The following is an 18,459-nucleotide window of genomic DNA, read 5'->3' as shown; positions in this document are numbered from 1 at the left end:
GAGAAGAGTGCGTCTGTTAGCCGATGGTTGCGCTGTGCGATGAGTCGTTCGCGCTGCCAGAGAGGTGAATGATCACCTTGTGCTCTGTCACAGCGAGTCCGACGCATTCGATGGTCTGGTTCAGCAGCCATCCGATGGGGCGACACCCTGAGCCCCATCCGCGCTCTTTGACGTGCCGCTTCACCTCGTTATAGAGATCATTATCGGCTTGCCCGGTGCGACCGGTGACCGTAATCGTCCGCGTACATGATTGCGAGCCGCAGTCTGCATCGTCGGCGGGACGGACTGTGGCATGCAGGCCATCGGGCAACGGCAGCACTCCGCCGGTCGCCGGGAAGAACGGCGCCGGCCGCCAGAGAATCGCGCCGCAAAGCAGTGCCACTAACGACCAGCCAGCTAGGAGGTGCGTCGCTGCGCTCACCCTGGCCTGCCGTGCAGGGCCGAGCCGGCGCCCTTCGACAAGGCGGCCGGTAAGAGCGGTCGCCAGGGCCAGAACCAGGACCGACAGGGAGATCTCGAAGAAGCCCCCCGGAAAGAAGTGAACGAGCATGGTTGCGATCGCCGCTTGACCGGCAAGGCTCGCGGCGATGATCCACCGCATCCGCGGCTCGCGTGACATGACCAGCCAGAGCAGCAAGATCGGCCCGATTAGTATCAGCACCAACAACATCCAAACGATCATGCCGGGCGCGCGCAACAGGCAGCCGCCAGCCAGCGCGAGACACTGCCCTGGCCTCAATGCCACAGCGGTACGGCGCCCAAGTCATGCCTTCAAGGGCCGCGGACCGGTGCGCGCTCATTTGGCACCCCTCTGGCCCTGCTTGGTGATCGGCCCGCGATGCACGACCGTGTCGGACTCGCGATGCTTGGGCGTCAGCCCTGCCCACGACGTCAGATGCGCCGGCGTGGCGAACCGGGTGACGTCACCGATCTCGGCGACGAAGATCGCCGCGAGACCGGACCCACGCCCGGCACCGCCTGCACCGCGGTGAACCCCGGGTGGTCGGCCAACGCCACCCGCAGCGGTCCGGCGACCGCGCGGATCTCGAAGTGGATGGCATCGATCAGCCGAAGCAGGGCGTTGACCCGTAGCCGATACGCCGTGTCCAACGGCGCCGCGGTCAGCCATCGGCGCCCGGCGACACCGAACAGATCCGTCACCACCGGATGCAGGCCCTGCTAGGCCAGGACCGCGTGGATCGAGGCTTTCAACCCGCTGCGCCAGGCCACCAGCTTCGCCCGGTGCCGCACCAGCTCCCGCAGCTCCCGCACCGCCGGCGGGGCGATCCACCCCTCGGGCAGCCGTCCCATCCGCAGCAGGTCCGCCAGATCGGCGGCGTCACGAACGTCGTTCTTGACCCGCCGGTAGGCGAACCCTTTCACTCCCAGCGGATGGGCCAGGTGCACCTGTGCGTCGGCGTCTTGCAGCACGTCGACGGCCCAGTACCAGCCGTAGGTCGCTTCCAGCACCACCTGCGGATGTTCTCCGGCCTTCGCGATCTCCGCCGCCAAGGCCATAGGGTCATTGTCGATGCGCTTGCTCTCCAGCCGTTGCCCGGCCTGGTCCATCCGCACGATCACCGACCGGCGCCGATGCAGATCGATCCCGACGTACTGCTGCTCGTCGTACGCTGCTGACACAGGGGCCTCCTTCGTCGTTTGACGTGAGCACCCCGAGCATCCCGCCGGGAGTCACGCGGAGCGAGGCCCCGCTCCTTCATGCCATCAAGAGGTGGTGGGCAGCGGTGCTCTAAAGTGGGGTTCGGCGGGTCCGGGAAGTGACTTTTCCGAAGTGTCGATCTTGGGGTTCGGGTCGGCCGCGCTGGATTTCGAAGTCGCCCCCATGTGTCCTCCCGGACCCGTCCTGAGCAGCTTGGCGTCGGCGACCATCAGCCGATAGACGATGTCGGACAGACGCCGTTTCAGCGCGCGTAGGGCCTCCATCGGGGTTTTGCCGGCCGCGAGCCTGCGCCGGTAGTAGCGGCGGCCTTCGGTGTCACGGCGCAGTTGGACGATGGCCATGATGTGCAGCGCCCGGTTGATGCGCCGGTTCCCCGCGCGCGACAGGCGATGTCGGTTCTGCTCGCCGGACGAGGCATCGATCGGTGCAGTGCCGTTCCACGAGGCAAAATGAGCGCGGCTGGAGAACCGGACGATGTCGCCGATGTCGCCGAGCAGTCGGGCTGCACCAGAGGGCCCGATGCCAGTCAGGTCCATCAGCCTGCTGCCAGTGCTGCTGACCAGCTCGGTGAGTTCCTGTTTCGCGATCTTGATCTTCCTGTCGATGACGACAAGCTCGTGGATCAATTCCGAGGCGAGCCAGCGGCGAGTCTTGCCGACCACGGCGCGGGGACGGACGGTGTTGAGCAGAGCGCGGGCCTGCTGAGCGGAAAGGTCCTTCTTCGCGCCGCCGGGGACCAGTTCGAGCAGCAGGTGATGCAAGCGGGAGACCACCTCAGTGCGGGCCCGGCCGAGCTGGTCACGGCGGTCGACCAGCAGCCGCAACGCGACCGTGGTGTCGTCGGTGACAACGCGCCGTAGGCCTTCGGTGCGCACGGCGACTACCGCGACGCTGCGGGCATCAACCGGGTCCGTCTTGCGGCCCTGCCCGGTGGCGAACACCCGTGCCCGGGCGGACAGCTTCGCCGGCACATCGATGACAGTTTCGCCGTCTGCGACCAGGCGCTGGGCGACGTGCCGGCCGATACCGTTGCAGCCCTCGACCGCCCACAGGCGGTCTTTGTGCTGGCGGCCGGCGGCAAGCATGGCTTGGTAACCGACGCGGTCGGTGTTGAACCGGCCCTGCCCGACTGTCTTCTCCCGCGTGGTGATGACCTCGATGGTGGCGGAACGCTTGTGCGGGTCCACGCCGATGATGACCTGGGCCATCGTGTCCTCCCTCGATTCGACAACGGTTGTCGACGGGAGGGCAGCGCTACCTTGAGCTGGGCAGTCCCCTCTTGAGCCTCTCGCCGCCGCGGTGACCGGCGGGGCGCACGCCAGATGAGAGCCACACCAAACTGCGGTGGGCAGCCGCGATGAGAGCGACTCCACCGGTCACCTCGACCCAACCTGGCCGGGCTGCGGTCGTGCAATCACTCAATAGGTAGCCGCGATCCGGGCGTCGACCCGCTTCTCCTGGTAACCCGGAGTAAGTAGAGGAGCGGAATCACGTGGATGGTGCTGGGTCGGCGAGGCGGGCCTCCAGGCGCCATCCTGGCGGCGCTGATCGCCCATGAGCTGTACGGAGACGATCATGCGGGCAGCGATCCCGAGGGTAGCCCCGAACGGCATGGCCCGTACTGGCGCGAGCGGATCACGCCCGCCTGCTACGACTCGATCGACACCGACGCCGCCGAGCGGCACCTACGAGCCTGGGCCGAGCAAGTCGCGCCGCTTCCGGAGCATCTGCGACCTGTGCTGGAGCAGCAGGCGTACCAACGGCTGCGCACCGCAGACCGGGTGTATAAGCTCCGAGACCTGGGCCATGGCGCCTTCCACGACTGGGGCGGCGTTCACAACGATTTCCACGAGCTGGTACTCATCGACCGTGCGAACCGCGTCCTGACCCTGATCGTGGCAGCCGATGACTGAGCAACCTCACGACCGGCAAACTCCACTGCCGAGCACGGTGGCGGCCTGGTTGGTGCTCGGCGTCGGACCCACCGAACGCGTTCCCTGGTGGGCCGCGCAGTGGCTCGCAGACGGCCATGACGGCCAAGCGCTGCGGGAGTTGGCCGGGCTCAACGGCCGTGACCCCCATGCGGTCACCGACCTGCTCCCGGATGCCCTGGCCGACATTGGGCGTCGCCCTACCAACCACCACCGTGGCAGCCGCCAACGAAGCCTTCCGAGAGTTGGCCGAGATGTGCCTGTCCGGACGAGCAGGCGAGCGATGGGTCGCGCAACAGGTCGAAGAAATCGTGAGGCAGACCGACTACAACGACGGTGTGATTGACCTTCCCCTCGGGCAGCTCTACGGCACTGAGGACGCTTGGCAGGGCGGCTGGGGCCCACCGATCGAGGAACTCAGGGCCACCGTGCGCGCTTGCCGCACGGCACAACTGCATGCCACCAAGCCGTAACGATTCACCGCCACTTATCAGCGAAGGTCACACCCAACGGCAGAGACCCCGCGCCGAGCGCCCGGTGAAGGACCCTCAAACGGGACAGCAGCGACAACGCTTCTCCGTAACTGTCCGCGATAACTGCAAGATCAACTATTTGCCGGCTGGTGGCACGTTCGTTACCGGCACCCAAGGTCTACGGGTCGGCCGACCCCCATCCCAACCGGCAATCAAGATCCCCTACCTTGCGGTTCGCCGTAGCTTCGGGAGTCTCGGGCCTTGCAGGGCCAGGAGCGCCTTGAGGTGTTTTGTGGCTTCTTGCGGGAGATCGGTCGACGTTTGGGCAAGCCGGTGCTGATGGATTCGGAGTTCGGCTATGGCCATCCGGTGCTCGGCTTCGATGTCGAGGCTGATCGAGTGGTTCTCTTGGCGGAGCCGCTAGCCAGGTGATTTTTGGTAGCCGGCTGTGAGGATCAGTCGGTGGCGCCAGCTGAGCGGAGAGAGCGACCGAGATCGCCGACGAGTAGGCGAGGGTGACGCCGCCACCACCACATTGTGACGGGATCGAATCCGCTGATCCGGTGGAACTGTGCCAACGAGATGCCGTCGTCGAAGACGGTGGCGGCCCGAAAACGGTCGTCGAGGGCTTTGATCTGTGGGGTCCGTAGGAGGATTACACGGTCGGGAAGGATTGGCCACGCCTCGTGCAGCCAGTTCCGGCTGTAGAGGTCGTTGGTGTATTCGTCCACCAGGTCGCTGTAGCCGTCCTCGACCTTATCGACGAGCCAGGCCCATTTGTCGACCATCTCTTGGACGGTGAATGCCTTGCGCCAGCCGCGTTGATGCAGGACTTCTCCTGCGGCCTGCTCGTTGTGGGGTTCCATAGGGCCGGAGCCTGGCATATGACCCGCTCCGGTGACCAGCAGTTTCGTTGATCACCGAAGCGAGCGGCAACTCCCACTACCGGTTCAGGTTGCCTGCGATTTGGGCTTCAAGGTCAGCGACGCGTCGATCCTGGAATCGAAGGTGGGAACGGGCGGCCTTGAGTCGTTCGTCGAGGGCCCGGTTGTCGGCGGTGAGCTGGCGGACGCGTTGCTTGAGAGTGGCGTTCTCGATGGTGATCCGATGGATGGTCTCCTCGGTCCATTCGGCCTGCAGGTCGCGGATCTGACCGAAAAGTTCACCGATCCGGGTCCGCTGCTACACAGTGCGCGCCTCGGCCCACGAACCGGCGGCTCCCGGCGGACCCGCTAGCTCCGCCGTCGCCGGCCGGTCAGTGACCGGCGACCGCGACCGGTTCCACCTGCTCGGCGGGGAGGCGGTGCGGCCGGACTACCAGGAAGCAGACCAGCGCGGCGGCGAGCATGCCGCCGAAGACGACGACGGCCATGGCGACCGCGCCGATGCCGAGGACACCGACCAGGGGTGCGGCCAGGGCACCGACGCCGAACTGCACCGCGCCGAACAGGGCGGCCGCGGTGCCGGCCACCTCGCCGTGACGGGACAGGGCCAGGGCCGGCGCGTTCGGCATGACCAGCCCCACCATGGCCAGCACCAGCCACAGCGGCACCAGGATGCCGACCAGGCCGCCGACCTCGGTCACCGCCAGGATCAGCAGCACCAGGCCGGAGGCGAGCCCGGCCAGCAGCGAGCCGGCCAGGATCTGTTGCTGCGTCCAGCGGCGCAGCAGCCGTACGTTGCACTGGGTAGCGCCGATCAGGCCGACCGCGCCGCCCGCGAAGACGAAGGCGAACTGCTGCTCGCTCAGGCCGAAGCCGTCCTGCAGCACGTACGACGAGCCACTCACGTAGGCGATCAGCGCCGCCATCGCCAGCCCGGAGACCAGGATGAGGCCGACGAAGACGCGGTCGGTCAGCAGGCCGCCATAATCGCGGAACGTGCCGACGATCCCGCCGTTGCGGCGCTGCGCCACCGGCAGAGTGTCGGGAACCACGACCGCGGCGGACGCCAGGATGGCGGCGGCGACGAGCGTGAGCACGACGAAGACGCCGCGCCAGGAGGTGAACTGCAGAACCTGGCCGCCGATGGTCGGGGCGAGGATCGGCGCGACGCCGACCACGAGCATGAGCCGGGAGAACAGGCGCGCCGCGGCAAGGCCGCTGAACAGGTCACGCACGATCGCCATCGCCACCACCGACGCCGCGGCCGCGCCGAGGCCCTGCACGACACGCAGGGCACCGAGGACGGCCAGGGTCGGTGCGACCACACACAGCACCGAGGCGAGCACGTGGACGCCGACGCCGACCAGCAGCGGCACCCGGCGCCCGACCGCGTCGGAGAGCGGGCCGACCAGCAGCTGGCCCAGAGCGATACCGACGAGCGTGCCGGTCAGCGTCAGCTGGACGGCGGCGGCGGTGGCGGCGAGATCGTCGGTGATGGTGGGCAGCGCGGGCAGGTACATGTCGATGGTGAGCGGGCCGAGGGCCGTGAGCAGCCCGAGCACGAGCACGACCCGGAAGCGGCGCCCCGCGGGGAGCAGCTCTCCGGGAGAGAGGTCAGCGTCGGGCGGAGCTACGGTCTCGGTGACAGCCACGACTGCGATAAGAGGTCGGGCGCCCGGACTGTTCCGTTCGGGCCGCGACGGTAACCACCGTCACAAGATCTGGGTTCCGCGTCCGGGCGGCTGATGTTGTGCTTGCGCGCCATCGCGACCGGCGGTTCAGCGCACCGCGGCGCGCTTGGTTCCCACTGGTTTCACCTGGCCGAACTCAGGCTGTGTCGCCCAACTCCATCGCCGTGATCGGACGGCGGCCCGTTACCGGCCTGAGCAGGCGGAGAAGCACTGAGAACGCGGCGCTACCCCCGCGGGGGACAGGGCCGTCAGCGAGGCTGACCGCAGGCGCCGGCGCATTGATCAAGTTATGGTGGCTATGTGGGATACGGGTTCACGGCATATCAGGTAGACCTCGAACGGCTGGGCGCTTTCGTCGATGGTCGCGTCGACGTCGAACCCGTCATCGCCGCGATGAGCGACCTGATCGGCGAGCTTGACGAGGACTTTGCCGACGACATTGACGACGGCGCGCCCTCCGTGGCGCAGGCGTTGCGTCATGGGGGCAGCGAGCAGATGGATGAGGAGTTCGGCCAAATTTACGCCTACGCCTTGCAGGTGCTGTGTGGTTACGCCGGCACCGAGCTGGCCAACCGTGGGCTTATGCCGATCCCCGGCGGGATGACCGGCGTTCAGTAGCTCAGCAGTGCTCTGCGCGTCGCCAAAGTGAGCACGGTGTTGCCCGACGACTTCACCGGTTTCGAGCCCCCGGTGGAGCTGCCGTACCCCGATGGGCACCCAGGAGTGGGCACGGTAACCCGCGAGGAATGGGGGCGGGCCGAGCGGCAGTACGCCGACGCGATCCCTATCCTCGCCGAGCCGCGGTGGCGGGCGGCGGCCGAGCAACTGCACGCATGGTTCACCGCCTGCCGTCAGGCGCAGCGCGACCTGGTCGTGTTCTACTCCTGACCCCGCGGCCCTCCCGGCCGCCGATCGTGCTGACGATCGCCTATTACGATCGTGTCGCATGAGCATGCTCGGGTACTGGCTGCGGGTCTCCCCGGCAGAGCTTCAACGCGCTGTCAGCGACCTGGAGTGGGCGGCCGCGCTGGCCGAGCAAGAGGATGTCTCGCCGCCGACCGTGCGGCGGCAGCGCCTGCTGGACCTGGACAAGACCTGGGACGGCCTGGACTTCCTGCTGCGCCGCCGCGGCTTCCCGGTGTCGGTCGTGCGCGGTGAGGAGGTTTTCCCGTTCAACCCCGGCGACATCCCCGACTGGGGTTACGGCCCTCCGCAGTACCTCACCCCCATGCAGGTCGTCCGGGCAGCGCAGGCGCTGGTTCCGCTCACCGAGCAGGACCTGGTTGCCGACGTCGACCCGGCCGAGCTTGCCCGGACCGGGGTCTACCCCGCCAACGTGGGACAGCCCCGACGAGCTGCGTTGGGCGGTCTCGCGACTGTCGAGGGTCAAGGAGTTCCTCTCCGCAGCCGCAGCCTCTGGCGACGCGGTCATCTGCTGGATTGCCTGACCAGGCGATCCAGGGGATGGCTGGCCGCCGGCGGCGTCGACGCGGCTGCGCCGCCCTGCACCCGTGCACATCGCCGCTATCAGCGACATGGATGCAGGTCTCAGGTGCGCTTCTTCCTCGTCCAGATGACGTAGACGGCGCAGAGGATCAGCATGATCACGGCGATGGCGGTCCAGGCCCAGCGAGCGAAGGGCTCGTCGGCCACGAAGGCGCGGACGCCGGCCACGACGGCCAGCGCGAGCGGGCCCAAGCCGAACCACTCGGAGTGGTCCGAGACGGTCAGGTCTTTCAACGCCTGCCGCATGCGGCCAGTTTAGGCAAGGGTCGGCGGCCCCGGAAACGGCTGGCGAACTGCGCGATACCTGATCGACCGCCACGAAACACACCGCCAGGTACCTACCAGCCGCTTCGTCATCTGCCGATCGCTGGTGCGCCGCGGGCTCATCCATCATCACCGAGACGGGCGGCTGCTAGTTGACCCGCGCTGGTCATGCGGCGGCCTACTGAACGGGCGACCGCTGGCCATCTGGTTACCGGGTGCTCCGCTGGCAACGGTCTGGCTGGCTTGGCACCGGAGATGCCTCGTCCGCTGCTGCGGCGGCGGTCCGGCGTGCGGGCAGGCTGGCCGCGGCCTGAGCGCGCCGCAACCCGTGCATTCCGCGCTCAGGCACGTGCGGCGGGCTTGGCCGCAGCTCCAGGCCGAACTTCGTCTCCTCGACCTTCGCCTGGGTGATAGACGGCCAGCACGGTCGGGAGCTGGGCCAAAATGTTGCGCTTACTCTCGGCCACCGCGCGGCTGCGGGCGCGGTTCGGGGCACCGACATTCGGGCAGGCCGTTCTTGCCGAACTGCGCGGTGAGTTGTTCCCACGTGAGCGTGACCGGCTTGGTGAGCTGCCGCAGTCGGTAGGTGAGCCAGGCGTACAGGTCCATGGCCAGTGCGCTGTCGCCGAATATCCGCAGGGCATCGAGATTCAGCGGGAACGAGTGATCGATGATCTCGTCGTAGAAGTCCCTGGACAGCTCGATATACGACCCTTCGACCGGGTGGGTTGGGTTCTCTCCGCTGCGGTCCCACCACACCTTCCACGAGCGGGCGATGCGCATGCCGGCGCCCTCGTCGGTGAGGTAGCGCGGGTCGTCGTCGAAGTCGTGCTCGACGACGAGCTGGGCGCGCACCAGGCGCCGAACCTGCTCACCGACGAGGGTCTTGGATCCGGTGCGGCCGCCGGAGGCGGCCAGGCCGAGTTCTTTCATGGCTGGAGGCGGTGATCTCAGCGAACTGAGCCGGCCCGGCCCGCGCCGGCTCGCCCAACTCGCCGCTGTCGCCACGGCGCTGATACCGGCAGCACTCATGACCGCAACAGTCATGACCTGAGCGTGGAGAAGAGGCAAGCCGACTAGGTCGCCTCACGCAGCGTCCCCGCGCAAACTCGCGCTCGAATTAGCGGATTGCCATTACCAGTAATCCGATAATCCAAAATCGGACATAATCCCTGCTACACCATAATGACAGTTATGGTGTACGCCGCATCGGGCGCGGGATGAGTTCCTACCTCTTTGGGCGCTGGAGCACGACGACCCGAAGCCGCTCCGGACCGTCCTGCGCTTCGGTGGCCCTGTCCCGAGTGGTGCACCTGCTCGAGCGCGTGGCCACGGGCGAGCGAAGGCCCGTGACCCATCATGTGTACGCTCGTACACATGATGGGTAGGACGATGGGCGCTCCAGGACCATCGAGGCGCGATGAGTGAGGCCACCGCGACCAGTGCGCCGCCCACGCCGCCCAGGCCTCGCCGGGCGCGGCGGCACGACCCTCGGCGGCGCGACCGGCTGATCGACGCCGCCCTGGCCGTGATCGCCGAGCGCGGGGTGGCCGGCACCACGCATCGCGAGATCGCCCGGGCGGCGGACGTGCCGCTGGGGTCGATGACCTACCACTTCACCGGCCTCGACGAGGTCCTCGTGGCGGCGTTCACCCGGCACGCCGAGTCGGTGGCGGCCGTCTTCGATCAGCGGCTGGCCGCGGCCGTCGATCGCGACGAGGCGATCGAGGCGGTCATCACCCTGGTCAGCGAGGACGTGTTCGGCTCGTCTCGCGACCTCGTGCTCACCGTGGAGCTGTACGCGGCGGCGGCACGCAATCCCACGTTGCGCACCGTCACGCAGGCATGGATGGAGCGCAGCCGGCGAGCCCTGGAACGCCACTTCGACCCGGCCACCGCCCGCGAGGTCGACGCCCTCATCGAGGGCCTGACCCTGCACAACTCGTTGTCGACGCAGCCGATGACCGCCCGGCAGATCCGCCACGCCATCGAGCGTTACCTGCGCTGACCTTTCGGCACCTCATTTCGTCCCGCCCGTTCCGTCCCGCTGCGAAGGGTTCGCCTTGTCCACCTCCACCACGGCCGCGCCCAGCCGGCAGGCACGCCGGGCACGCGCGGCCGTCGCCGCCGTGTTCCTCACCAACGGCGCCGTGTTCTTCAACGTCGTCCCTCGCTATCCGCAGATCAAGGCCGACCTCGGCATCAGCAACGCGGTGCTCGGCACCGCCATCGCCGGCTACTCGATCGGCGCGCTGGTGGCCGGGCTGCTCGCCGGCGCCGCCATCCGCCGCTTCCGCTCCGCCCGCGTCGCGGCGTTCGGCATCGTCGTCACCACCGTCGCGACGCTGGCCATCCCGCTCGCGCCGCACTGGGCCGTGTTCGGCGCCGTGCTGTTCGTGATCGGCGCCCTGGATGCGATCGTCGATGTCGCGCAGAACGCCCACGGCCTGCGCGTGCAGCGCCTCTACGGCCGGTCCATCCTCAACTCGCTGCACGGCGTATGGAGCATCGGCGCGGTGATCGGCGGCCTGATGGGCTCGGCCGCCGCCGGCCTCGACATCCCCCTCGGCATCCACCTGGGCATCTCCGCAGCGACGTGGAGCCTCGTCGCTCTGATCGCCTACCGGTCTTTGCTGCCCGGCCCGGAGGACGCCGAACGCGAATCCGAGGCGCAGGACCTCGCCGCCGCGGACGGCCACCCGGGTGCCCCGCCGGCCCGGCACGGTGGCCGGCGCTCGTGGGGCGCTCCCGCCGTGCGGATGCTCGCCGCGCTCAGTGCGCTGGCCGCGTTCGGCGCCCTGGTCGAGGACTCCGGCGCCTCGTGGGGCGCGCTCTACCTCACCAGCCTGCACGCCAGTGCCGCCGTCGCCGGCTTGGCCGTCGTGGTCTTCCAGGTCGCCATGACAATCGGTCGCCTCTCGGGCGATCGCGTCGTGGACCGTTTCGGCCAGCGTACGGTCGCGCGCGTCGGAGCGGCGCTCGCCGCTGTCGGCATGGGTGCCGCACTGGCCGTGCCGTCGGTCGGTACCGCGCTGGCCGGGTTCGCCTTCGCCGGACTCGGGTTCGCCACCCTCGTGCCCGCCGCCATGCACGCCGCTGACGAACTCCCGGGGATTCCCCACGGAACCGGCCTGACCATCGTCAGCTGGCTGCTGCGAATCGGATTCCTGCTGTCCCCACCGCTGGTCGGCTTCGTCGCCGACCTCACCAGCCTGCGCGTCGGCCTGCTCACCGTGGTCGTGGCCGGCACCGCCACCTTCGTCCTCGCCCGTGTCTTCGCCCACCGAAGCGCCTGAACCTCGACCTCGATCAGGACGGGCCGGTGACCCGGCCATGGCGCGTGGCGTCGGCACCGGACGACGTCCGGATGCCGTTCGACGCTGCCGGCGACCCGGTCGACCGGCCTCGCGGCGCGGCGCTGACGGTCACGGCGGCGCCGGTGAGTGCGCCCTCGCGGCCTTCGACCGGCCCGCGCGCACGGGACCGATCATCGATCGTCCGCTTCCGCGCGCGGGCGGGCGGGCGGACGAATGGTAGGTCCCGTGACGTCAGACGCCGGCGAGGCCCGGCGGCGCGCAGGACCACGTCGAGGACTCGGGCCGGGTCGGCGGCGTAACACGAACTGAACCACGCCATGTTGGCCTCCACCACCGCCCAGTGTTCGTCACTGCGGTCGGCGTCACTGGCCAGGCCGACATCGATGACGACGGCGCTGGGCAGGCCTTCGGCGCCGGCATCGAGCAACGTAGCGGCGAAGTCGTGCACCGCGGACTCGTGCGGGCCGTTCTCCAGCGGCGCCGGATCGAGCCGGCCGAAGGTGGCGTATCGGCTGGCCGCGTACACCGCCGCGTCCAGCACGAAGAGCCGGTACTCGACCGCGAACGTCACGATATCGCTGACCAGAACCTGCGTGTCCGCCGGGAGGGCGTCCGCGCCGGGAAGGCGGCTCCCGTCCGCGTACACGCCGGCCGGCAGCGTCTTGTCGCGGGGCTGCTTGACGAACATCGGCGCACGCGAGCGGCGGGCCTCGCCCAGAGACGTCAGGACGATGTCGCGTCGGACGAACTCGTCGGGCAACCCCACCAACCAGTCGTCGGCAGGCTCGAGCAAGGCGACATCGAGCTCGTCCGCGACGGTGCCGGCGAACCGGGGTCCGCCGTAGAGATGTCCGCCGGTGGCGCCACGGAGCCGTTGCGGCACGCCGCCCGTCCGGAACCGTTCCACGGCCATGCCGCGGCGTTCTGCCGCGTCGGCCAGCAGTTCCGCTGTGCTGTTCGGGCGCGGTGGCAGGACGAGGAACTCGGGGGCCGACTGGGCAACGATCATGATGGCCATTCTGGCGATCACCCGGCGTCCCGTCGCCGCCTTTTTCTCAGTCTGAGGCACCCCAGGGTCGGCGTCAGGGTCATGGCTCCACCCACCGGGCAGACGACACCGCATATATGGCTGGCGGATGGGTGGGGCACGCGTGATGATCCGGCTCATGACGGGGATTGCCGCGCCTGAAGTCCGCATCGCTGGTGGTCGCTTGCGAGGCAACTGGGAGGACGGCCTGGCGGTCTTTCGCGGGATTCCCTATGCCCGGCCGCCGGTCGGTTCCTTGCGGTTCGCGGCGCCGCGGGCGGTGCAGGGATGGGATGGCGTACGGGAGGCTCTGGCCTTCGGGCCGGCCGCGCCGCAGAGCGACGTGCTCGGTGATGCGTCGTCTTCCGATGGGGGCGACGACTGGCTGACCGTCAACGTGTGGTCGCCCGGCGTCGGTGCGGGCGCTCAGCTTCCGGTGATGGTGTGGATCTACGGTGGTGGCTACGCGCTCGGTTCGGCCGGTCGGCCCGAATACGACGGCGGCCGCCTCGTACGCGACGGCCGGGTCGTTCTCGTGACGTTCAACTACCGACTCGGGGTGGAGGGGTTCACCTGGATCGAGGGGGCGCCGCCCAACCGGGGCCTGCTCGACCAGGTCGCGGCGCTGGAATGGGTGCGCGACAACATCGCGGCGTTCGGTGGCGACCCCGGCCATGTCACCGTCTTCGGCGAGTCGGCCGGTGGCGGTTCGGTGGCGGCGCTGCTGGCCATGCCGCGCGCCTCGGGCCTGTTCCGCCGGGCGATCGCGCAGAGCGTGCCGGGCCCGTTCTTCTCACCGGCCCTGGCCGGTGACATCGGCGCCGCCATCGCGGGTGAGCTGGGCGTTCGTGCCACGGCCGCCGGCCTGGCCGAAGTGGACCCGGCGTTGCTCTGCGCCGCGGGGGACTCGCTGGCCGCCAAGATCGATTCGCGGGGCGACCGGTGGGGCCAGGCCGCGCACGGTGCGATTCCGTTCGCTCCGGTGGTCGACGGTGACATCCTGCCGGCTACGCCATGGCAGGCCCTGGCCGCCGGCGCCGGCCGTGGCATCGACCTGATGGCCGGTCACACCCGTGACGAGCAGCGCTTGCTCACCGCCCTGACCGGCATGCTCGGCCGGGTCACGCCGGCCCAGGCCGCAGAGGCGCTCTCGATCTTCGCGCCGGGTCGTTACGACGCCCTCGATCCTGAGGCGAGCCCCGACCGGCTCTACGAGCTGGTCCACTCCGACTGGCTGTTCCGCATGCCGTCGCTGCACCTCGCCGAGGCGCAGCTCGCGGGCGGTGGGCGGGCCCACCTCTATGAACTTGCGTGGCCCGCTCCGGGAATGGGCGGTGTCCTGGGCGCATGCCACGGCTTGGATGTGCCCCTGGTCTTCGGCAACCTGACCGCCGGCCAGCCCGCCATGCTCATCGGTGACCCGCCCACCGCCGAAGCCGTTGCCCTGTCCGCGGAGATGCGCTCCGCCTGGACTCGGTTCGCGGCGAGCGGCGATCCGGGCTGGCCCGCCTACGATGTCGCGCACCGTCTGACGCGGGTCTTCGACCGTCCCTCGGCCGTCGTGCCCTACCCCGAGGAGCGCTCGCGCGCCCTCTGGCGGGGCCACTCCTTCGATCCGCTGCCGCTTCTCGACGCCTGAACACCATCCGGCTTGATGACCGGTCGACGCCGAGCGGCGGCCGTGGCAGCGCTGGGCTTTCTGCTCGGCGGCCTGCTCGCGACCGCCTGGGCGATCACCACTCCGTTCTGGATCGCCGCCGTGGTCATGACGGTCATCACGGCCTGTGCCCGGCGACCGCTGCGCGGCGCCTAGTTGGGGCGCCGGTCAGAATCCGCAGATGACCTGGGCCACGATGTAGTCCCAGTCCGTTGACGTCGGGGTGTTCTCGATGGCGCTCACATGGACCTCGTCGAGTACGTCGTCAAGGGCGACCCAGCGCAGGGATGTCGCGCCCGGCGCGGTGAATGCAACCGCGCCGCCGCCGCCGAACGGGATTCTGCCGTCCAAGCACGTGGCCTCTGCCGCCTTGCTCGACTCAGAGTCGTCGCCGTCGGAGGGAACGTTCCTGACCGCGTACCCGTCGATCATGTCGGCGCAGACGGCTACCGCCATCACGAACCAGCTGCTGGCGTAGCCGTCGGCGTCCTCGTGGCCCTGAGCGTAGACGACCTTGCCCGTCATCGAGGCGCGCATGACCTGAAGGCCGACCTGGCCGCTGGAGTTGGCGTAGATGTACGCCCCGGTACCGACGACCACCTCCTCGTCGGGGCAGGTGGCCTGCGCGAGCTGGCTGGAGGCCGACGACGGCGTGCTGGCCGCCGTGACGATGTGCAACCCGGGCAGCGGGTCCGCGCAGACCGCGTAGGCCTTCACCGACCAGTCGGTGTCGGTGCCGCCGTTGATCCGCTCACCCGTGACGACGAAGCTGTCGGCGCCGGTGAACGGGTGTACCGGCTGCATGCGCGTGAGCACGACGTCGTGGGTGTAGTCGTTGAGGAACCACTCCACGCCGCCGCCACCGCCGATGACCCGCTTGCTGGTCGGGCAGAATGCCTCGGCGGTCTCCGTCTGCGACAACGGATCGTTCGTCGAACTGGCGCTCCAGATCTCCAGACCGGTTACGGCCGCGTCCGCAGCCGCGGCCGGGTGAACCGTGGCCACCTGAACCAGCGCGGCGGCGGCGAGTACCGACGCCGCATCGGCGCAGTTCACGACCCACCCGCAATTGCGCAAAGGTCGAGCCTCCACCCGGACTGCGGCTCGACACACAGGGGAGCCCAGATCCGGATGGTCGGCGAGCAGCAGTTGCCTGCCGCGGGCCGTGGCCATGTCGGTCTGCTGGCCCCGCGCCGCCGATAGTCTGTGTTGATGCGGGTCATCATGCCGTTGCCCGACCGCGACTTCGACGTCACCGAGGTCGCAGTGCCGTGGCGGTTACTCACCGACGCCGGTCACGAGGTCGTCTTCGCCGGCGAGCGGGCCGGTGCCGACCTGGCCGCCGATCCCAGGCTCATCTCAGGCGTGCTCTTTGGCCAACTCGGTGCCGAACCCGAACCGCGCCGGTTCTATACGCAGCTGACCGACGCGGCGGCGTTCCGGTCGCCGATCGCCTGGGCAGACCTGCGACCCGACGAATACGACGGAATGATCCTCGCGGGTGGCCACGCACCGGGGATGCGGCAGTACCTGGGCAGCGAGCTGTTGCGCACCAAGGTCGCCGAGTTCTGGTCCCTGCGCCGGCCGGTGGGTGCCATCTGTCACGGCGTCCTGGTCCTGGCCCGGACCCGGGACCCGGTGTCGGGACGCAGCGTGATCGCCGACCGGCAGACGACCTGCCTTCCGAAGTACATGGAGCGCGGCGCCTACTACCTGACCGCTTGGCGGCTGGGCCGCTACTACCGCACCTATCCTCGCTATGTCGAGGACGAGGTCACCGCGGCGCTCGATGATCCGGCGCAGTTTCACCGGGGGCCTCGCACGTTCGCCCGCGCGACCATGACCGATGACCGCCTCGCGTTCGTGGTGGAAGACGGAAACTACGTGTCGGCGCGCTGGCCGGGCGACGCGTACCTGTTCACCAAGCGATTCCAGGCGCTGCTGGCCGACCCGCGCCACCGGGAAGGCCTCGCCGGCAGGTGACCCACAGTTTCGGCAGCAGAGGCGGCGGCCGGTTCGACGACAGCGTGCAGACGTACTGCCATCGACTGTGAGGCTCCGGCCGGAAGCACGGCGACCGAGATTGTGCGAGGGCGCGGAGCCGGCAGAGGCTGTCTGGGACTGTTGCTCATGAGGAGCGCGGTTCCCACCGGCGCGGCGGAGGCCGCTGCGGGACCCGTCGGGGCGACGAGAGCCAATGCCAGGACACCGGTGACAGAAGCCGTCGCCACAAGGGGACGAAGGCCTCTCTCGGGCGCCGGGTGCTGGGTGGCGTGGGCCAGGGGGGTGACTCCTTTACAGAACGGTGCGGTGCATCGGCGGGGATCCACCCTGGACGGTGTGGAGGCGAGCGTGTTGCCAGCGCGCGGGCGATGTCAAAGATGTTTGACTCCTTAGGCCGGGATGCCATACAGTCGCCGTGTTAAACATTTTTGACACTGGAGGACGGTATGGCCGTTGACGAGCCGCTCCCGGACGACGACGGGCCGATCCCGATGACCGCGCAGGAACGGACCGTCTGGGCCTCGCTGGTCACCGTGATCGTGTCGTCGGGGGCCTACTTCGCGCTGATGGTGCCCCGGCTGGTGGCCCGGCCGGTCCCGGAGATCTCCTGGGTGACCCCGATGCTGTGGACCATCGGCCTCTCCGTCGTCGGGGCCGTCGTTTTCACCATCGCATTCGAGATCATCGCCGCGGCGAGCCGCCGCGGCTGCGGTGCACCGGCGGAGCGCGGCGAGGTGACCTCCGACGTCCGCGACCGGGAGATCGGCCGGATCGGCTGGGGCGCCTCGATGACCGTCATCAGCGTCGGCTTCGGCGGGGCGCTCGTCCTGGCGATGCTCGACGCCGACACGTTCTGGATCGGCAACCTGCTGTTCCTGTTCGGCACGGTCAGTGCGGTCGTGGAGACCGTCACGAGGATCCGCCTGTACCGCCGAGGGTTCTGATGAGCCCCAAACCCACCCGGGTGACCAACCGCATCCGGCAGCTGCGCTCCGACACCGACCAGATGACACAGGCAGAGTTGGCCCGCCGCCTCGGCGTCACCAGGCAGACGGTCATCGCGATCGAGCAGTGCCGCTACTCGCCCTCGCTCGAGATGGCGTTCCAGATCGCCCGGGTCTTCGGCGTACCCCTCGACGCCGTCTTCCAGTACGACGCACCGCACGACTGACGCGCGCACCCACCCCATCGCGACCCTGGAGGCCTCCATGATCGACGCCAGACGCACCGCCCGGATCACCGGCCTGGCCTACCTCGGCCTCGCCGTCTCCGGCTTGTTCACCTTCCTGTTCATCCATGCGCAGCTCTACGCGCCGGACGACGCCGCACGGACGGCCGCGAACCTGGTCGCACACCAGGGGCTCGCCCGCCTCGGCATCGTCGCCGACGTCACCGTGGTGCTCACCCAGGCCGCCACCGCGGTGTGGTTCTGGAGACTGTTCCGGCCAGTGCACCCCCTCGCCGCCGCGTCGATCGCCGCGTTCGGCCTGGTGAACTGCGCGCTGATCCTGGTGGCCACGATGTTCTCGGCCACCGCGCTCAAGGTGGCGCTGCGCGCCGACGCGGCCTCGGGCGGGAACGCGCTGCTGCTCTACGACCTCAACACCGCGGCGATCAACCTGGCGGGCCTGTTCTTCGGGCTGTGGCTGGTGCCCATGGGATGGCTGGTCGGCCGCTCCGGCTACATGCCTCGGCCGCTCGGTTGGATCCTCGTCGGCGGTGGCATCGGGTACGTCCTGAGCGTTCCCGTCGCCGCCCTTCTCCCCGCCGCGCCCGGTGTGGCGTACGCGCTCACCACGCCCGCCACGATCGGCGAGTTGTGGATGGTCGGGTACCTGCTGGCCAGGGGCGTGTCGGCCCGGGCAGCGGCGGCGGGCCGACCGGCCCCCAGCCACGAGGTGGCACTCACCTGAGCCGCCGCGCCAGCGCCCGCGCCACCACCGAGGTGGCCGGGGCGCTGGCGCATCCGCGCGGGTCTACCCGGGCGTCGCCGACCGGTCGTGGACCGGGCGATCGCTACCAAG

General features: G+C 69.2%; 23 protein-coding genes and 2 pseudogenes. 14 read left to right on the top strand and 11 right to left on the bottom strand.

Features of this window, described 5'->3' with window-relative positions:
* Positions 1-16: 16 nt before the first annotated feature.
* From EDD30_RS01175 to EDD30_RS01165, 5 genes are all read right to left on the bottom strand, one after another.
* Positions 17-670 carry a hypothetical protein gene (locus EDD30_RS01175; RefSeq protein WP_143162584.1) on the bottom strand — a complete coding sequence of 218 codons (654 nt, stop codon included), beginning with the start codon at positions 668-670 and terminating at the stop codon, positions 17-19.
* Positions 671-796: 126 nt separating this feature from the next.
* Positions 797-931 (bottom strand): transposase, encoded by a 135-nt coding sequence (locus tag EDD30_RS41870; protein ID WP_394328220.1) that lies wholly within the window; start codon positions 929-931, stop codon positions 797-799.
* Positions 892-1,161, bottom strand: coding sequence for a hypothetical protein (locus EDD30_RS39680; protein ID WP_244945059.1), 270 nt, complete (start codon positions 1,159-1,161; stop codon positions 892-894). Before EDD30_RS39680 ends, EDD30_RS41870 begins: the two co-directional genes overlap by 40 nt.
* 18 nt (positions 1,162-1,179) lie before the next feature.
* Complete coding sequence (locus EDD30_RS39675) at positions 1,180-1,641, bottom strand: IS110 family transposase (protein WP_071803736.1); 462 nt, start codon at positions 1,639-1,641, stop codon at positions 1,180-1,182.
* An 84-nt stretch (positions 1,642-1,725) separates the two neighbouring features.
* A complete protein-coding gene (locus EDD30_RS01165; protein WP_071803735.1) occupies positions 1,726-2,889 on the bottom strand; it encodes an IS110 family RNA-guided transposase in 1,164 nt (387 codons plus the stop codon).
* Positions 2,890-3,177: 288 nt separating this feature from the next.
* Here EDD30_RS01165 and EDD30_RS01160 point away from each other — a divergent pair, with 288 nt between their 5' ends.
* From EDD30_RS01160 to EDD30_RS38630, 3 genes and pseudogenes are all read left to right on the top strand, one after another.
* A complete protein-coding gene (locus EDD30_RS01160) occupies positions 3,178-3,594 on the top strand; it encodes a hypothetical protein (protein WP_244945058.1) in 417 nt (138 codons plus the stop codon).
* Positions 3,587-4,085: pseudogene (locus tag EDD30_RS41705) on the top strand (hypothetical protein). The gene EDD30_RS01160 and the pseudogene EDD30_RS41705 overlap by 8 nt, the downstream one beginning before the upstream one ends.
* A gap of 261 nt (positions 4,086-4,346) precedes the next feature.
* Complete coding sequence (locus EDD30_RS38630; protein WP_211277702.1) at positions 4,347-4,517, top strand: hypothetical protein; 171 nt, start codon at positions 4,347-4,349, stop codon at positions 4,515-4,517.
* Between the two features lie 23 nt (positions 4,518-4,540).
* Here the strand turns inward: EDD30_RS38630 and EDD30_RS01150 are convergent, their stop codons facing one another.
* Entirely contained in the window at positions 4,541-4,951 is a 411-nt protein-coding gene (locus tag EDD30_RS01150) for a hypothetical protein (protein WP_071803733.1), read from the bottom strand.
* A gap of 31 nt (positions 4,952-4,982) precedes the next feature.
* Between EDD30_RS01150 and EDD30_RS38625 the strand changes: the two genes are divergently transcribed.
* The gene (locus EDD30_RS38625; protein ID WP_170047165.1) at positions 4,983-5,321 is read left to right on the top strand and encodes a hypothetical protein; all 339 of its coding nucleotides are present in this window, start codon (positions 4,983-4,985) and stop codon (positions 5,319-5,321) included.
* A gap of 19 nt (positions 5,322-5,340) precedes the next feature.
* On the opposite strand, the gene EDD30_RS01140 is transcribed toward EDD30_RS38625, so the two are convergent.
* On the bottom strand, positions 5,341-6,621 hold the full coding sequence (locus tag EDD30_RS01140) for a multidrug effflux MFS transporter (protein ID WP_084556179.1): 1,281 nt from the start codon (positions 6,619-6,621) through the stop codon (positions 5,341-5,343).
* Positions 6,622-6,960: 339 nt separating this feature from the next.
* On the opposite strand from EDD30_RS01140, the pseudogene EDD30_RS41865 reads away from it, so the two are divergent.
* Both EDD30_RS41865 and EDD30_RS01125 read left to right on the top strand, forming a co-directional pair.
* Positions 6,961-7,548: pseudogene (locus EDD30_RS41865) on the top strand (DUF7691 family protein).
* Positions 7,549-7,606: 58 nt separating this feature from the next.
* The gene (locus tag EDD30_RS01125; RefSeq protein ID WP_211277701.1) at positions 7,607-8,242 is read left to right on the top strand and encodes a YfbM family protein; all 636 of its coding nucleotides are present in this window, start codon (positions 7,607-7,609) and stop codon (positions 8,240-8,242) included.
* Here EDD30_RS01125 and EDD30_RS01120 read toward each other — a convergent pair.
* Both EDD30_RS01120 and EDD30_RS01115 read right to left on the bottom strand, forming a co-directional pair.
* Positions 8,209-8,412: a hypothetical protein gene (locus EDD30_RS01120; RefSeq protein WP_071803730.1), complete on the bottom strand. Its 204-nt coding sequence runs from the start codon at positions 8,410-8,412 to the stop codon at positions 8,209-8,211. The two genes, EDD30_RS01125 and EDD30_RS01120, sit on opposite strands and share 34 nt — an antisense overlap.
* 471 nt (positions 8,413-8,883) lie before the next feature.
* Entirely contained in the window at positions 8,884-9,363 is a 480-nt protein-coding gene (locus tag EDD30_RS01115; RefSeq protein ID WP_170208242.1) for a replication protein RepA, read from the bottom strand.
* Positions 9,364-9,850: 487 nt separating this feature from the next.
* Between EDD30_RS01115 and EDD30_RS01110 the strand changes: the two genes are divergently transcribed.
* The gene (locus EDD30_RS01110) at positions 9,851-10,438 is read left to right on the top strand and encodes a TetR/AcrR family transcriptional regulator (RefSeq protein ID WP_071804227.1); all 588 of its coding nucleotides are present in this window, start codon (positions 9,851-9,853) and stop codon (positions 10,436-10,438) included.
* A 55-nt stretch (positions 10,439-10,493) separates the two neighbouring features.
* Positions 10,494-11,726: an MFS transporter gene (locus tag EDD30_RS01105; RefSeq protein WP_071804228.1), complete on the top strand. Its 1,233-nt coding sequence runs from the start codon at positions 10,494-10,496 to the stop codon at positions 11,724-11,726.
* 13 nt (positions 11,727-11,739) lie between these two features.
* Here the strand turns inward: EDD30_RS01105 and EDD30_RS01100 are convergent, their stop codons facing one another.
* Positions 11,740-12,756 (bottom strand): ATP-grasp domain-containing protein, encoded by a 1,017-nt coding sequence (locus EDD30_RS01100; RefSeq protein WP_084556232.1) that lies wholly within the window; start codon positions 12,754-12,756, stop codon positions 11,740-11,742.
* Positions 12,757-12,913: 157 nt separating this feature from the next.
* Between EDD30_RS01100 and EDD30_RS01095 the strand changes: the two genes are divergently transcribed.
* Positions 12,914-14,413: a carboxylesterase/lipase family protein gene (locus EDD30_RS01095; protein WP_071804237.1), complete on the top strand. Its 1,500-nt coding sequence runs from the start codon at positions 12,914-12,916 to the stop codon at positions 14,411-14,413.
* A 15-nt stretch (positions 14,414-14,428) separates the two neighbouring features.
* A complete protein-coding gene (locus EDD30_RS01090) occupies positions 14,429-14,587 on the top strand; it encodes a hypothetical protein (protein WP_211277726.1) in 159 nt (52 codons plus the stop codon).
* Positions 14,588-14,599: 12 nt separating this feature from the next.
* Here EDD30_RS01090 and EDD30_RS38100 read toward each other — a convergent pair whose 3' ends face one another.
* Positions 14,600-15,487, bottom strand: a complete 888-nt coding sequence (locus EDD30_RS38100) for a hypothetical protein (RefSeq protein ID WP_071804230.1) — start codon at positions 15,485-15,487, stop codon at positions 14,600-14,602.
* Between the two features lie 156 nt (positions 15,488-15,643).
* Between EDD30_RS38100 and EDD30_RS01080 the strand changes: the two genes are divergently transcribed.
* The 4 genes from EDD30_RS01080 (at position 15,644) to EDD30_RS01065 (ending at position 18,348) form a co-directional block, all read left to right on the top strand.
* On the top strand, positions 15,644-16,414 hold the full coding sequence (locus EDD30_RS01080; protein WP_071804231.1) for a type 1 glutamine amidotransferase domain-containing protein: 771 nt from the start codon (positions 15,644-15,646) through the stop codon (positions 16,412-16,414).
* A gap of 467 nt (positions 16,415-16,881) precedes the next feature.
* Positions 16,882-17,379 (top strand): hypothetical protein, encoded by a 498-nt coding sequence (locus EDD30_RS01075; protein ID WP_071804232.1) that lies wholly within the window; start codon positions 16,882-16,884, stop codon positions 17,377-17,379.
* Positions 17,379-17,606 (top strand): helix-turn-helix transcriptional regulator, encoded by a 228-nt coding sequence (locus EDD30_RS01070; RefSeq protein ID WP_071804233.1) that lies wholly within the window; start codon positions 17,379-17,381, stop codon positions 17,604-17,606. The genes EDD30_RS01075 and EDD30_RS01070 overlap by 1 nt, the downstream gene beginning before the upstream one ends.
* A 37-nt stretch (positions 17,607-17,643) precedes the next feature.
* A complete protein-coding gene (locus tag EDD30_RS01065; protein WP_071804234.1) occupies positions 17,644-18,348 on the top strand; it encodes a DUF4386 domain-containing protein in 705 nt (234 codons plus the stop codon).
* The last annotated feature ends 111 nt before the right edge of the window (positions 18,349-18,459 follow it).

The organism is Couchioplanes caeruleus (assembly GCF_003751945.1).
In the GTDB taxonomy this organism is placed as follows: Bacteria; Actinomycetota; Actinomycetes; order Mycobacteriales; family Micromonosporaceae; genus Actinoplanes; species Actinoplanes caeruleus.
The sequence above is the reverse complement of the archived record's forward strand: the minus strand, read 5'-3'. Positions and strand labels throughout refer to the sequence as shown.